The 15,827-nt window shown below is 55.3% G+C and carries 10 protein-coding genes and 1 tRNA gene; 9 read left to right on the plus strand and 2 right to left on the minus strand.

Going from position 1 to position 15,827, the window contains the following annotated elements:
• Positions 1-5 precede the first annotated feature (5 nt).
• The gene (locus tag HY962_00860) at positions 6-2,207 is read left to right on the plus strand and encodes a hypothetical protein (GenBank protein ID MBI5645453.1); all 2,202 of its coding nucleotides are present in this window, start codon (positions 6-8) and stop codon (positions 2,205-2,207) included.
• 23 nt (positions 2,208-2,230) lie between these two features.
• Here the strand turns inward: HY962_00860 and HY962_00865 are convergent, their stop codons facing one another.
• Entirely contained in the window at positions 2,231-3,232 is a 1,002-nt protein-coding gene (locus HY962_00865) for a substrate-binding domain-containing protein (protein ID MBI5645454.1), read from the minus strand.
• On the minus strand, positions 3,229-4,224 hold the full coding sequence (locus HY962_00870) for an ABC transporter permease (protein MBI5645455.1): 996 nt from the start codon (positions 4,222-4,224) through the stop codon (positions 3,229-3,231). The genes HY962_00865 and HY962_00870 overlap by 4 nt, the downstream gene beginning before the upstream one ends.
• Positions 4,225-4,651: 427 nt before the next feature.
• Between HY962_00870 and HY962_00875 the strand changes: the two genes are divergently transcribed.
• The 8 genes from HY962_00875 to HY962_00910 all read left to right on the plus strand — a co-directional run bounded on the left by HY962_00875 (position 4,652) and on the right by HY962_00910 (position 15,791).
• Positions 4,652-8,236, plus strand: coding sequence for a hypothetical protein (locus HY962_00875; GenBank protein MBI5645456.1), 3,585 nt, complete (start codon positions 4,652-4,654; stop codon positions 8,234-8,236).
• Positions 8,237-8,374: 138 nt separating this feature from the next.
• Positions 8,375-9,103 carry a hypothetical protein gene (locus tag HY962_00880; protein MBI5645457.1) on the plus strand — a complete coding sequence of 243 codons (729 nt, stop codon included), beginning with the start codon at positions 8,375-8,377 and terminating at the stop codon, positions 9,101-9,103.
• Positions 9,104-9,506: 403 nt separating this feature from the next.
• The gene (locus tag HY962_00885) at positions 9,507-10,967 is read left to right on the plus strand and encodes an SH3 domain-containing protein (GenBank protein ID MBI5645458.1); all 1,461 of its coding nucleotides are present in this window, start codon (positions 9,507-9,509) and stop codon (positions 10,965-10,967) included.
• A 176-nt stretch (positions 10,968-11,143) separates the two neighbouring features.
• Positions 11,144-11,219: transfer RNA gene (locus tag HY962_00890), tRNA-Glu, on the plus strand.
• Between the two features lie 168 nt (positions 11,220-11,387).
• Positions 11,388-12,053, plus strand: a complete 666-nt coding sequence (locus HY962_00895; protein MBI5645459.1) for a response regulator transcription factor — start codon at positions 11,388-11,390, stop codon at positions 12,051-12,053.
• A gap of 113 nt (positions 12,054-12,166) precedes the next feature.
• A complete protein-coding gene (locus HY962_00900) occupies positions 12,167-13,186 on the plus strand; it encodes a pirin family protein (GenBank protein ID MBI5645460.1) in 1,020 nt (339 codons plus the stop codon).
• Positions 13,187-13,322: 136 nt separating this feature from the next.
• The gene (locus HY962_00905; GenBank protein ID MBI5645461.1) at positions 13,323-14,132 is read left to right on the plus strand and encodes a response regulator transcription factor; all 810 of its coding nucleotides are present in this window, start codon (positions 13,323-13,325) and stop codon (positions 14,130-14,132) included.
• A 462-nt stretch (positions 14,133-14,594) separates the two neighbouring features.
• The gene (locus tag HY962_00910) at positions 14,595-15,791 is read left to right on the plus strand and encodes a pyridoxal phosphate-dependent aminotransferase (protein ID MBI5645462.1); all 1,197 of its coding nucleotides are present in this window, start codon (positions 14,595-14,597) and stop codon (positions 15,789-15,791) included.
• Positions 15,792-15,827 lie beyond the last annotated feature (36 nt).

Below are 15,827 nucleotides of genomic sequence, written 5' to 3' on the forward strand. Positions count from 1 at the left end.
CCATTGTGGCACTGGCATGCGCCTGGTTCGACGAAGAGTCGCTGCACTACTCGTTTTTCACCCCTGAGCTTCACCGTGCCGAGTACGACAGGCCCTTCTTCCGAAGCTTTAGAACCTTGTACACCCAGATGACGAAGGACGACAACATTTCAGACTTTACACAGGTGAATGTTGGAGAGTGGAGAGATTACCTCGGTGTCGACGTTGATACTGCAGACATTGCATTCCTGCTTGGTGGCGCACGAATCGGACAGATCGACACTTTGATCCGGCGGCAGGGGACTGCAATTTTTCCCGCGGCCGCTTCACTCTCTTCAAATTCGATTTTAAAGGCACGGGACGCTCGCGCCGCACGGGACTTTCTGTTTTTTCTCGGTTACGCCAAACGCTGCGAACCTTACGCTACGTTCATTCCGGGCTGGGAGTGGGAAGTCGGACACTCCACTCCCGATCCACGCACAGATGTCACCGCACTGAACGCGCTCGCATCCTCCGGCCTCCGCGCCATGTCAAACGCACGCGATCCCTTCGTGCGTGCACGATATCTCTTTCAGGTGCTGCGCCTGCGGTTCCATGCGCGGCAGTACGATGCATGCGTGAAACTGTATCACGATCGCGCGAGCGAATTCTCACCGGGCCGAAGCGTCGCATGGCGCGCGATGGCGTACGCGGCAGGCGCATTTCACAGAATGAAACGCTTCGAGGATGCCAACCTCCTTTTTATGCGCGCCCGCGAAGGGTGTCCCACCCTTCGAGTGGTATCGCATCTCGGCTATCATCCTCTATCGGGAGCTGCGTGGACGCGTTGTCTCGCCCGGGCTGCATCACCACGCGAACGCGCGGTGCTCTGGCAGATGCAAGGCGTCTATGGCGATCCAGTAGAGGCGATGAACGCTATCGCCGCACTTGATCCATCCTCCGATTTACTCGACCTTCTTCTTGTGCGGGCAATCAACATCGCCGAGGAATCCTTCATGCCCGATCCATTCGGCTATGGTAGCCCGGGCACGAAAGAAGACTACGCATTTCGGGTGCGCGCGTTGGATCCAGGATTGATCGCTCTTGTCGATCGTATGGCAGTCGAACCGCGTGTGCGTTCGGCGCCGTTGTGGAATCTCGCCGCGGGCTACCTTCGCGTCATCGCAGGAAGATACGCCGATGCAGCGGAGTTCCTCCGCCGCGCCAGAATAGGGGCTCAAGACGATATTCTCGTCGCCGAACAGGCACGGAGTATCTCGATTGTGAGTCGCATTGAAACTGCCGCCTATCCCGACCCCGCCTTCGAAATGGATATCGTTCCAGAGTTATTGTGGCTGCGGGATTCGCTTCACACAGCCGGGCTGCGCGCACAACGTGTGTATGACTGGGCGTTAAAACGCCTTTCGAGGCGCTACGAATCGCAAGGCGATGCGGTGCGCGCACAGTGCCTGTTACCCGCCTCAGCACCGGATTACCATCGCGATCCCGTAAAACGACGTGCACTTCTAGCCCTGATGGATAAAACCGAGAAGACGGATTTCGAGAAATTCCTGCTCGGTCAATATCCCTTCTCGAAAAAGGACATCGTGGAAGTGCAGGCGGTGGAGTTGCTGTACAAGTATCGATTCGAGGAAGCCGTAGAGATGTTTGATTCATTCCCAGCATCTGGAAGCGACACACTGCCCGGTGATCCTTTTCTCATTCATATCAACGATTGCCATGACTGCGATCACGCCGCGCCACAGGCTGTTCGATACACAAAGGCAGATTTTGCCAGACGCATGGTCGCGCTGAAACGCGAGATCGAGCGTGATCACGCACGGGCATCTGCCGGGCTGTTCACCCTTGCGAACGGGATCTACAACATGTCGTATTTCGGAAACGCTCGACGTCTGTATGAGACTGCGATTTTTCCGTACGGACTGCAAGATCTGAATGCAGTGCGCGACGGGCACCTCACAGCGATCATGGATTGTTCGACCGCGGAGTCCGCATATAAGGCGGCGATGCAGCGATCCACCGATGCCGAATTCCAGGCCCGCTGTGCTTTTATGGCTGCCAAGTGCGAACAGAACATCTACTTCATGACCCGTGGTGGCGAAACATCAGACGATTTTCGCGCGGGTACCTGGTTCACCCTTCTCCGAGATCGGTATGCAACCACGGAGTATTACAAGGACATCATCAGGGAATGCGGGTACTTCCGCACATTTACTTCAAAAAAATAGGATGACTTCGTTGGGTACGTGGTTCAGTCCTTAAGCCACGACTTCCATTTTTCCCTGAAATCACGCGCGTTCGCCTTGGTGACAACCGTGAGTGTATCAACGATACGCACGGAGGCGGGTGTTGTGTTGCGAACGATTCGCTCAAGAAGAATCTCCACGGCGCGTCGCCCCCAACCGTAGCAGTCCTGTGCGAGCAGAGCCTGCACATGGCCGGAATCCAGATACTCGAGCTGTGGGGGAAGCGCATCGACCGCGACGACTTTAACCGATCCTGCAGGCCACTTTAGAGCCCCCTTGGTAAACAAAGGCCAACCGCCTACCATCGCCCACCCCGAAATTTCCGGATTGAGCGACTGCGCACGATTCACCATCTCGGCGGCCTGTTCTGGCGTTTCCGCGTGATAATAGATCCCATTCCGAGCCAGGGTGATGCCCGGATGCTTCACGAGTTCCCCGCGCACTCCTTCGACTCGCGCCTGCAGATTGGGCGCGCTTTGGTTTCCCGCGAGAATCGCAATCATTCCCTTCTCACCCAGCTCAACGGCTAGACGCCGCATCACTGCTTCGCCACACCGCAGATCATCCGTACCGAAATAACAGAACCGCTTGCTCCTAGGGGCATCGGAGTCGAAGCACATCACATGTGCACCGAGGCCGACCGCTTTATCGATAGCGGGAGTCACCGTATTGGCGTCGCTGCACGAAACGGCGATTCCTTGTGCACCGCTTCGCGCAAGCTGCTCGATCGCATCTGCCTGCTTCTGTGCATTTTCTTCCGGGGGTGTCATCCATCGCACGTCCACTTCTACCCCGTAGCGCGGACCAAGTTCGCGGGCAGCATCGAGGGCCCCGCGGTGGGCGGCCTGAAACACCGCGTTTGCCTGGCTTTTCGCAACGAGCCCGATAACCACGACAGGACGGCCTTCCGATGTGTTTTTTTTCTCCCCGCCGCATGATGCGATAAGAGCGGCACCGGCAATGACGACAGAACACACGGCTCCTCGGAGCCCAAGAAACGACATCATGATCTTTTACCTCGTATAAGTGACGCGACACCCGCTGGATGTTGGTGTCTGAAATGATCGCTGACACGGTCGATCGCCACGGCCGCAATAATCGCGCACCCGATGATAATCTTGCTGTATTCCTTTGAAACCGTGATCATCACGAAGCCGAGATCCAGCTTCTGGATGATATCAATCCCGTTCTCAATCAACTTGATGACCACCGCTCCGAGGACCGCACCCAAGGCGGATCCCCTCCCTCCGGACAAGCTCGCACCGCCGACAACTGCCGCGGCGATCACGGTCAATTCGTACCCTTCACCTGTTGCGGTGTTGGCCGAGCCGTAGTAGCCAGCGGACAGGAGTCCGGCCAGCCCTGCCATAATTCCCGATATCAGGTATACTCGGAAGGTAAGGGATCTGACGGGAAGTCCACTGAAACGGGCCGCTTCGGCATTTCCTCCAAGAGCATAGATCCGCCTTCCCTCAACCGATCTGGAGAGAAGAAGCCAGGCGCACACGACGATGCATACCATCACAAGCATGGGGACTGGCTGCAGACGTGCCCATGCAAAGGGCCCGCTTCCCCACTCCAACGAAACGAATCCGCTGGTGAAAGCGGCAGGAAGTGCCTTGCCCCATGCGGGAAGCGATTTCGTCTCCACTGATACGAGCGCTAGCCCACGCAAAACACTCATAGTTCCAAGTGTCACGATGAAAGGATGAAGTCCGAGGCTGACGATGAGCCCACCATTCAACGCACCACACACTGCACCAATACCGATTGCGGCGATGAATGCCACAACGAGAACGGTCCCCGGTCCGCAGTCGGCAGGAAGGTTCTGCAATACCGCACAAGTGCCGAGTGCGGCGCAGCCGAAGATGGATCCAACCGAGATATCGATTCCTCCGGAGATGATGACGAAGGTTACCCCGATGGCCATGATGGCCATCCACGATACCGGTGTGATCACATTGGGAATAATGTTATCGACTCGGAGAAAATTGTTCACCACCGTTCCACGTATGTTCACGGAATCGGATGCAAACGTGAGAAAGAGGCATAGAACAAGAATCACGAAGAGGAGGCCTGCCTCCTGAATCGCCCAAGCACGTTTATAAGAAAGCCCCACGCGCCGTTACCTCGGTTGATGGATGAAACAGATGCACCGTCACACAGAGCCGATGCACCGGATAAAAATACGCAAATGATCTGTTGCTCCGATCACCGGCTCGAGGTATCCGAAGTTTTCCTGCGGTCTGGAGAAGGGTCGTGAGTGGAGCGCGGGGAGTGGGGGAATTGTGCTAGGTGCGTTCTTTTTGTATACTAGTCGAATACCCTTCACCCATCTGGAACCTGTATTCGTGAATCAACCCGTGCGGAGCGCCTTGAAGGCGTCATCCAATTGGAGACATAGAACCCATCGCGGAAGAGTTGCCTTGACGCGACTGGCTTTTGCCGGGCTTCTATGTTGTTTGTTCGGTGCAGACCTCGGTGCGCAGCAGATCCTCTTCCGTCACCTTACCCGTGAGCAAGGTCTGCCGAGCGACAAGGTGACGTCGATCGTGCAGGATAAAAAGGGCTTCCTTTGGTTCGGCACTGACACCCGACTCACCCGCTACGACGGGTATTCGTTTCTTTCATTCAGGAATGAACCGAAAATCGAAAACTCTCTCCCGCCTGGCAAAGTGACCGCGTTGCTCGTTGATCATTCGGGAGTTTTGTGGGTTGGAACCGACAACGCCGGACTCGCACGGATGCGGTCTGATCGTACCACCTTCGATCGATTTTCCTCCGATAAACCGCAAGACGGCATACAACTCAGCGATCCAGGTGTCGAAGTGCTCTTCGAAGATGCGGAGGGCACCCTGTGGGTCGGATCTTACAGCGGCCTGACTGCAATATCTCCGGACAGGAAACGTGCCGTCCAATACGCGGCCGATCCGGAGAATCCCGCGACGATCGGCGGGAACAGCGTCACCAGCATCGTTCAGACTGCTGATGGAGTCGTGTACGTCGGGACCAGTACTGGATTAAGCGCTTTTGATCCGCGGACGAAAGCGTGGACGCGAATCAACATTGATCGAAAAAAGGCGCCACGTTTCGAGGACTATATCACCGCATTGCACGTCGGCTCTGACGGCTTGCTCTGGATAGGTACCGTCAGTGGAATCCTGCATTCATACGACCGGAAGTCGGGTTCATGTTCCTCTTATCAGCTTTCCACAACTGGCTCACAGACACTCTTCTCTGAACATTCTGTCACGAGCATTCACGGCGACGACCGCGGTGCCTTGTGGATCGGCATTACGGGGGAAGGCCTTTTCCGTTTCGACACAAAAAAGAGGACCTACTCCTCTTTTCGTCACGACCCTGCCTCGATACAATCGCTGAGTGGCGACGACGTCACCACGGTTTTTGGGGATGTCGACGGAATGATTTGGATAGGCACCGATGGCCACGGAATAAATTCGTTTCAGAACAACGCCGCTCTCTTCGCGCTCTACCGCAATCCCTTCAACGAAGTATTGCAGGAGGGCGCAGCCAGTGTGACCGCCCTCTGTCGTAGCCGTAACGGAAAAATCTGGATCGGAACTATTCAGGGAGCTGTAGGGTACTACACACCTGGCAGCGGTGTGTTTAACCGGCTCGATATACACGGCAGTGCCCGCGCGCCTGTCATGAGCATTGTCGAGGATACACGCGGGATCCTATGGTTTGGTACCATGGGCGGCGGCTTGCTGTCCTGCGATCCCACGACGAATGCCTTCCGGGTGTTTCGCAACGATCCGGCCGATCCCGCCTCGATCGGCAACAACGATATTCAGGCACTCGCAGTTTCGGAAAACGGTGCGATATGGATCGGTACAGCGGGCGCTGGTCTGATCGAGCACGACCCTGTCCGTGGCACGTTCACTTCCTATCGTGGCGGAATCAGCCAGGATGGTTCGTTGGGCGGCGATTTTATCACCACCCTTCTCATCGACAAGAGTGGCACGATGTATCTCGGCACTGAGCGGGGAGGCGTCCTGACATTCGATCGAAGCTCCGGGAAATTCAAAGGTCTCGTCGTCAGTGACACCGCCGGTATGAACCTCGCGACCGCCTCCGTCAGTGCGATGCTTGTTGATAAAGACGGGGCACTTTGGATTGGCACTGCGGCCGGTCTCTATCGACGCGATGCAAAATCCGGACGCGTCCGCCTGTTTAATCAAGAAAGCGGACTCCCGATTCCGATTGTGCGCGGCATGCTGCAGGACACGCAGGGCAACCTCTGGATCTCAGCGAGCGGCGGCCTGATCCGTTTTGCTCTGCGAAAACTGCCCGTAGAGAAGGAGGGCGCTCCCGCCTCGACAACCGCACGCGACCGGCTCCCGGTTGTCAACATTTATGATATCAACGACGGTCTGCAGGGAAATGAATTCAACAGGAACGCCTGCGTAGCCACCGAGAACGGCGTCATGTATTTCGGAGGGCAACGCGGCCTCAATGCCTTCCAGCCGGATGATATCAACCGAAGGATGCGCATACCCTCCGTGCAAATAACGGACCTACAGCTCTTTAATAACTCGGTGATTCCCGGTGACAACACGAACATTCTGAAGAGCGCCATCACCGAAACCGATGCAATAGTGCTCTCGCACGATCAAAATGTCATCACGTTCGAGTTTGCCGTGCTGCAGTACGAAAATCCCGTGAAAAACGGTTTCGCCTACATGCTCGAAGGATTTGATCCCGACTGGACGCACACGGGCGCGCAGAAACGATACGCTACTTACACTAACCTCGCGCCGGGTGATTATGTCTTCCGCCTTCGCGGCCGCAACAGTGCCGGTACGTGGAATGACGAGGGAATCGCCATACACATCACAGTACTTCCGCCCTGGTATAAAACGACAACCGCCTACGTCATCTATGCCTTCACCCTGATCTTCCTCATTGTTGGCGGCGACCGCCTACAACGCGCAAGGGTGATTGCAAAGGAGCGGCGCGAGGCGCAGATTCGCGAAGCGGAGCTGAGAGCCGCTGCCGCAGAACAACAATCTCGCGCTATCGAGGCTCAGGCCCGCGCCGTTGCTGCCCAAGCCGAGGCATCCGAAGCCCGAGCACGAACCCTCCAGGTCGAGAACGAAGCAAAAGAGTTGGAACTCAACAAGGCGCGGGAACTCGAGAAGGCGTACTCCGATCTTCGGGAGGCGCACAACAATTTGCAGGCGACGCAGACACAGCTGATTCATGCCGAAAAAATGGCATCCCTCGGTCAACTTACGGCTGGAATCGCGCATGAGATAAAAAATCCTCTGAACTTCGTCAACAATTTTGCTGACCTTTCGCAGTCTCTTATCACGGAACTGCGTGAGGAAATAGACGGACACGCCGACGTGTTGGTCAAAGACTCAGGGGAATTTCTTGATCCGATCCTCGATGATCTGAATCTGAACCTTCAGAAAATCGCGGAACATGGGAAACGCGCGGACGGCATTGTGCGCAGCATGCTTCTGCACTCTGCAGGCAAGGCAGGCGACAAACGCCCCACCGAAATCAACACGCTGCTCGACGAATATGTAACGCTGGCATTCCACGGTGCAAGAGCGAACGATCCGGAATTCAATCTGATCATCGAAAAGAACTACGATCAACAGATGGGTTACGTGACCGTCATCGCGCAAGAGATTGCACGCGTCTTTCTCAACCTCCTCAACAATGCCATCGATGCCATGCGCATTCATGCTCAAACCGCCGGCCGCGATTATCACGCAACACTTACTGTTGCCACGCATCGCGGTCCAGACGCCGTATCCATCAGCGTGAGCGACAATGGTCCCGGCATCCCGCCCGAGATTCGCGAGAGAATTTTTCAGCCGTTTTTCACCACGAAACCGGCAGGATCGGGCACGGGCCTCGGCCTGTCCATAAGCTACGACATAGTCGTGCAGGGACATAAAGGCAATCTTGTCGTGGAGAGTGAAGTGGGTCGCGGAAGCACCTTCACTGTGTCACTGCCTATCAATGAAGAGGCATAACGAGAGGTCGATTCAGCGGACTGGCTTCTCGGCTCCATCCCCTGCCTGTGCGGATGTCATCAGCTCTGTGGAATTAGTCTTTTCTTGGTGTATATTGCTTTTTCACATTCCCCTCGATCTGAATTACGGAGATCCTTCGTGAATCACCTGCATCATGATACACATGAGCCGGCGACTCCGACACAGCGGCCAAAATTGCTGGGACGAGCGCGTCTGTTCATTCTTCTTCTTCCCATGTTGGCTTGGTTCGGTTCTGCAGGCAGTGTTGCGTTTGCACAGGCACAATGCGCGGAGGCGGTGAAAGGGTCGATCACTATTTTTATGTTCGACCTCAAATCGACCGACATCGAGAATGACCGTCTTAGGAAAATGCAAGACGTACTCGCGTTCCGGCTCAACAATGCCATTCGCGACGATCTCACGGCACGCGGACTTCTCGGCGGTAGCAAGTTCGCCGTACGCTGGTGCTCTGGGCAGGATGTTAACGCTGCCGATGCCGCTGTAAACGCGGGTAAGCGTCTGCACTCTGCTGGTGTGTTCTGGGGATTCATCGACCAGAGTGCGGGCGCGCTGAAGACTTCCTTGAAACTCGCGTCTTTGGTTGAAGAACCGATCAGCGATCTTCGTAACATCATCTATCGCCCCGATGCAAAGGAAAGCGTCGATGACTCCTACCTTGCATTCGCCGCATACATCGTCGGAAAAACACATCTTCAGCGGGGAAATCTTCCTCTCGCCCGCAAGTGTTTCAAGTACGCGAAGGATCTGCGCGCGCTCCCTGATCTATTGCAACGCGATTGCCAGCTTGCTTTGTCGGCGCTCGATCAGGACAATCCTGCACGCAAGCTGACACCGGTGGGGAAATAACGTCATGAATACTTCGCGTGTTTCCCTTACTGCTATGATCCTTGCATGCGTGCTCCATCTCGCATCGGTACGCGCGCAGGAATTACGTCAACCGACTACTTTGCCCCGCAACGATCTTCGTGTTGTTGTGATGGATTTTGAAAGTCCCGATTCGAATTACCTCGGAAACACTTTGGCGCGTGTATTCGCGACGGAACTTGTTTCCGGTATGAGGGATATGGGCGGCGTGCTTGCTCGCGCAACAAAAGGCGAGACGGAACGCGTATCCTTGAACGACGCTGCACCCGATGAAATTGGGCTCGCCGAAAAGGCGACGCTTGTTGTCTGGGGTGAATACTATTTTGAAGGTGACACAGTCACAGTGGTTGCACACGCACGGCTCACGCCCGTACCCCCTCAGACTGTGCGCGATTTCTCGCTGGTGTACTCAACGACGGATGGCGAGCTTATCGCACGCCCTCTCACAGATCACGTCAACTTCAAATCAATGCTGCTGAATCGTCCGATACTCGAACGGCTTCATGCGCAGTTTTCAGCCGGCATCGTTCTCCGTGCCGCGCCGAGCGAAAGTGCAGCTTCCGTCGGCACTTTCCCGGGAGGGCAGAACGGTCTGTTCCTTTCGCGCGAGCCCGGTTGGGTACAAGTTCGGACTGTACCTGGTGAGGTTGGGTGGATGCAGTTGACGAGTGAGCTTAATAGTCTGACCGAAATCGCGGGTTCTCCAGCCGGATTTGTCACTGGCACAGCTCTGTTTGCCGTCGGAGACTATCGGGCTGCAGAAAATGCTTTCACGTCATATCTCAATACCGCTGGCCGTGCGCAGGATCCGGTAAACGGCGCCTCCGCGCGGCTCCTGCTCGGGAATACGCGTCTCCGTGTTGCAGATGTGACAAAGTCCCTTCCGAAGGACGAGTCGATTTCAGCGGAATTTGAGCGTGCGGCTGCGCTCTTGCCGGATGATGCAGCGCCGGCAGAACATCTCGCCATCACGCGCCTTCTCCGCTATGAAGGTACGCCGGATGCCGTCCGTGCGGAAGGCCTGAAGGCCAGTGAACGCGATCTGATCCGGACGCTGCAGGAAGACGCCGATTCCACACATGTGTCCAACATGCGCACATTTTACGCTCTCGCGACACAACGTCAATTTCTCAAGGATGCCTCCATGAGTACTGACGATTATGAGGCGGCGGTCGGCGGTCGGAACAACATTCTTGATCAGATGGATCGCTATCTCATTCTTCGGACGCTCTGGGTCCCCGAAGAATATGGATCCATACGGTATGGATTCTGGACACCGGCATCTGCCCCCGGAGTGACAGTGAAACCGGCAGTGAACGCAACAACAACTCCCGCAATTACCTTCTCCGGTATTACCAATGAGGTCAGGCACAGTCTCGATCTGCACGTTCGCAATAAACTGTGGACCGCTATATTCTTCGACGTGGCTGCCGGTGCTCGATATCACGGCTACACCGCCGTCGGCATCCAGGGCGATAATTCCGTGAATCCCACTGTTCAATCCGATATCTGGGCGATGGTTATCCCAATTACCATCGGCGGTTCTTTCTCACCGATTAACAACTTCCCTGTTCGACCATATATTATGGCGGGCATCGGCGGAGCCCTTGGGGTGGGAAATCGGAAACCGCAATATGCCGACGGGAAGCGAGGGGCACTCGAGTCCGAGGCCCAGTTCACTCTGGCGTGGAACGCAGGTGTTGCGGTTGACATTTTCCCGATGAAAAGGTTCGCACTCTCTCTGGCCCTCAAGCACGAGAGTATCAACTTCAAGGAAATGCTGTACACCGGGCAGAAAGATTTGAGCAGCACGCAATTCCAAATAGGCCTTACATTCATCCCCTAGCTAGCTCGTTGACAAAGAAAGGGCGGTGTCCGTGCCGCCCTTTCTCTCGTAAAGAAGATCGATGCGAACACGAAGTCTCCGGTCTTTCGGGGCCAGTCAATCTGCATATAGACACCCAGCCCCAAGCAGTGCGAATTTGAATCTTACCCTGCAAATTCCTATATTTGGAGACCTTTGCTCCCATCGACTAGAGGCCTAGGTCGCCACCCTTTCACGGTGAAAACACGGGTTCGAATCCCGTTGGGAGTACCATATGAAAAGAGTCGCCGGTAACGGCGGCTCTTTTTTTGCTCGGGGGATAAATCAAGCGTGCCGGAACACATGATCAGTTCCGGAATTCCACCATGTATTTGGAAAAATTTAGTGGAGAATCCGAGTTGAATACCGTATTTTGTGAATGGCACTCACCTTAGAAATATCATGCTGGCTGATCCGACCATCACCTTGGTCATCGCCGACGATCACCCTATCGCGCGGAGAGACTTGCGGGAATTGATCGAGACCGACGGTGACATGCGCGTCCTTGCGGAAGCAGGCGACGGGCGCGAGGCGTGGGAAGCTGTACGAGCGCATTCCCCGCGGGTAGCGGTCGTTGACGTGATGATGCAGCATTTTAGCGGAATCGATATCGTGCGTATGATCCGCGAGGCATCATTAGAGACAGCAGTGGTCATACTCACCGCATTTGACAATCTTGAATACTGCCACTCGGCGATTGAATCAGGCGCCCTCGGGTATATCCTGAAAGACAGCGCGGCACAGGATATTGTCCGGGGTATACGACGTGCGGCTGAAGGCGACTATTTCATAAGCCCCGCCATCGCCGCTCCGGTGATTCGCGGATTGCTTCCACACGAATCGGGCAGGCAGCAACGCGCGGAGCTTGAGGATCTAACGTCGATGGAGCGTCGCGTGCTCCACTTCGTCGCACACAATTTCTCAACGCGCGAGATCGCTGAAAGACTTGCGATCAGCCCCAGGACTGTCGAGAGGCATCACGCAAATATCGCCGCAAAATTGAACTTGCACGGAAGTTTCGCACTCCTTCGTTTCGCCCTCGATCATAGACAAGATTTGGATCTTTGATCGTTCGTGATGTCTGAACGGGTAGGAAATCTCTGGTGATTCAGCTTCCTTGTCACCTGCGCAGGCCGTATCATTGGGCACAACCACCTTATACTCTTCGTGAAAGTCGTCCAATGCCTGTTCTTCGCCTCGTCCCGCTCTCATTCACCTGGCAGACCCTGAATCCTTTTCTTTTCTGCGTGCACCATAGAGACACTTTTCCCGCCGGGAATGAAAATTTCGGTCCCGCAGTCTCTCTAGCCGGCAGGGATCTCGGACAGGATTTTTCCGGAAAAGATGGCTGGAGCATGTATCACGGACAGACCATACCGGGATTTCCGCAACACCCGCATCGCGGGTTCGAGACGGTCACAATCGTCCGACGCGGTCTACTTGATCATTCGGATTCGCTCGGTGGCGCTGGAAGGTATGGCGAGGGTGATGTTCAATGGCTCACCGCCGGCAAAGGAATACTTCATGCGGAAATGTTCCCACTCCTGCAGCGTGATCGAAACAACCCAGTGGAGCTGTTTCAGATATGGTTGAATCTGCCCGCTGTCGACAAATTCGCGGAGCCGCATTATTCCATGTTCTGGAGCGAGAACATCCCCAGACTCCATGCATCGTGGCAAGGTGCTGAAGTGGAAATAACTGTCATTGCCGGGTCGTTTGACGATCTTGATCCACTACCGCCACCACCACACTCGTACGCATCGCACGTCGAAGCCGGCATTGCGATTTGGACAATACGATTATCGCCCGGCGCGCGATGCGTCTTGCCGCGAGCAAAGGTCGGCGCCCGGCGTATGTTGTACTTCTTTCATGGCGAGGACTTGCGTGTTGATGAAATGCAGATTCCACTCTACCACTCGGCGGAACTTGAGGCGGCACAGGAATCCGTGCTCCACGCGACCGGTGAATCGGACGTAGAAGTCCTTATTCTGCAGGGACGGCCGATCGACGAACCCGTCGTGCAATACGGACCCTTTGTCATGAACACGCGCGAAGAAATCCGCGAAGCTTTCGACGAATACCAGCGTACACAATTCGGCGGTTGGCCGTGGCCCACAGACGATCATTCGCACGGACGTGAAGCGGGACGCTTCGCCCGGCATGGCGCCGATAAAATTGATCACCCTCCAACCCGCGCTTGAATCGTGCGCCGCCTCTGCGTACATTCTCCATCGACCATCGGTTGTTCAGATTCACTGTTATCCCTTTCGGAGCATCACGCTGGAGTGAAAGGTTAATCGCGTATTTTTCGGGATGGACAAGAACAAGGATGTGAGAATGACGGCAGCGAAGGGAACAGCACTCACACAGCCCAACCCGCTTGCGCCGGGATCGGCTCTCCGTGCCGCGGTCGTCGATGATGAAGCGGCTTGTCGCTTGATGTTGAAACACCTTCTTGCGAAGCACTGCCCTGAAGTTACCGTGGTTGCTGAGTGCGGCAGTGTGGAAGAAGCGGTGCGAACTTTGCCGGTGTGCTCCCCGGATCTGGTCTTCCTCGATATTATGCTCACCGATGGAACCGGTTTCGATCTTTTGCAGCAACTCGATACGGTTACATTCAAGGTCGTATTCACCACGGCACACGACACGTTTGCCATCCGCGCCATTCGTTTCTCCGCGCTCGACTACCTCTTGAAACCTATCCAGCGCGATGAACTTGTGAGCGCCGTGGCACGTGCAAGTGAAACCTCTCAAGCCATTCGAACACACTCGTCACAACTGCGCTTACTGCACGATAATCTTGCGGCCACAACCGGAGCAGATACTCAAATCGCACTTCCCACTCTCGACGGTTTCATTTTTGTGACGGTACATGAAATCGTCGACCTTGAGGCCAAGGGAAACTACACCACGTGCTCGACCGCCCAAGGCGAGACTCATATCATCTGCAGAACGTTGAAGGAATTTGATGACTTGCTTGCCGATCACGGCTTCTTCCGCATACATCATTCCCATAGCATCAATCTCAGACATCTCCGACGCTACGTCCGAGGCAAGGGAGGATACGTTATTATGAGCAGCGGCAAAGAGCTGGAGGTTTCGGTGCGACGCAGGGAGGAGTTTATCGCGCAGTTGGGAATGCGCTAAAGGCGAAAATCCGTCTCCACGGCTGCTCGGTATAACCGAACAGATATCCGCAGAATGGTACACTTGCTCATTCCCGCTGTACACGGGCTTCCGTTGGTTGTACATTCGACCTCGTATGCATAACCGCGTGAAATTCAACGGCAGAGTCAAGTGTGTTGCCCCTTGGGGGGAGGACGCCCGTATCTATACGGCACAGAACTGTTGTGCCGTATCGGTTGGGGATAGTGGCCGCATACGCTCAGCCGGGGCGGGATTCGCGACGGTTAGCGCTCCGTAGGGAGGAATGTCGGGCCGCGTGCGTCAATGAAGAGGAATTTCATTGACGCGACGCGACCGTCTTACGGTGGTATTTAGTCGCGTACACGCGATTCGTGCAGTACATTTGCCACAGGCACTACTTTCCGCTGGTATCGAACTTGCGGACAATGTCGACTTTGTGTTCCGCAGCAAAACTATAGACCGATGAAACTCAGATTCCCCTCTGATCTCTCCCCCAATCCGCTGGCAGCACTCCTTGCACAAAAACGCGCACAGGGTATTGGTGTATTGGATTTGACTGAATCGAATCCCACGCTTGTGGGCTTCCACTATCCTGAGGACCATATCACCCGCGCCCTCTCATCTCCTGCAATTCTGCGATATGAGCCCCACCCGCGGGGTGCAATTGAGACACGCATGGCGGTTGCGGAATATTTCCGCACTCGCGGATTGGCCATGGATCCAGACCGCATACATTTGACCGCAAGCAGCAGCGAATCCTATTCGTTTCTCTTCAAGCTTCTCACACAGCCAGGGGACGCGGTACTCGCGCCTTCGCCATCATACCCTCTCGTCGAGCACCTCGCCGCCATGGAGGCCGTCGAGACCATTCCTTATCCGATTCGCAGGGCTGACGGCGACTCCTGGGGCATTGATCTCCTTGCCCTCGAACATGCATGGACACCAAACTGCAAAGCGATTGTTGTCATCAATCCGAACAATCCTACCGGGAATTACCTGCAGCGGGAGGAATCGGATTCACTCGTCCGATTCTGTGCCGAGCGCGACATGGCGATAATATCGGATGAAGTATTCTTTTTCTACCCGTTGACGACAACAATCCCAGAAATACCGCACGACGCAGTATCCATGCTCGACGCAACGTCGTCCGCACTCGCATTCACCCTTGGCGGATTATCAAAGATGCTCGCGCTCCCGCAGCTAAAACTTGGCTGGATCGCGAGCGCAGGGCCTACCGATCTACTTGAGACCGCGCTTGAGCGACTCGACCTCATCGCGGACACGTACCTGTCAGTCAACACTCCGGTACAGCAGGCAGCTCGTGATTTGCTGCACGATGTTGGCGGAGTACAGGCACAAATCCGAGAGCGGTGCATGAAAAATCTGGATACCCTGACGCGTGCGAGTTCCCGGTTCATAACATCGCGCGTCTCGCCCCCGGATGCTGGATGGAGCGCCATTCTCCACATCGATGATGACGTTGATGAGGAGGATTTGGTGCTCCGACTTCTCTCGGAGTACGATGTTCTCGTCCATCCGGGTTTCTTCTTCGATTTTAACTGCGGAAGTCACATCGTCCTGAGCCTGCTTCCCCCGCCGGAACGATTTGATGAGGGACTTCGCAGAATCGAAAAGTTCATGACGCTCGCGCGTATATGATTGCAGTTGGTTGTTTTCATAGCTAGGTTTCATACG

This window comes from Ignavibacteriota bacterium (genome assembly GCA_016218045.1).
GTDB lineage: Bacteria > Bacteroidota > Ignavibacteria > SZUA-365 > SZUA-365 > JACRFB01.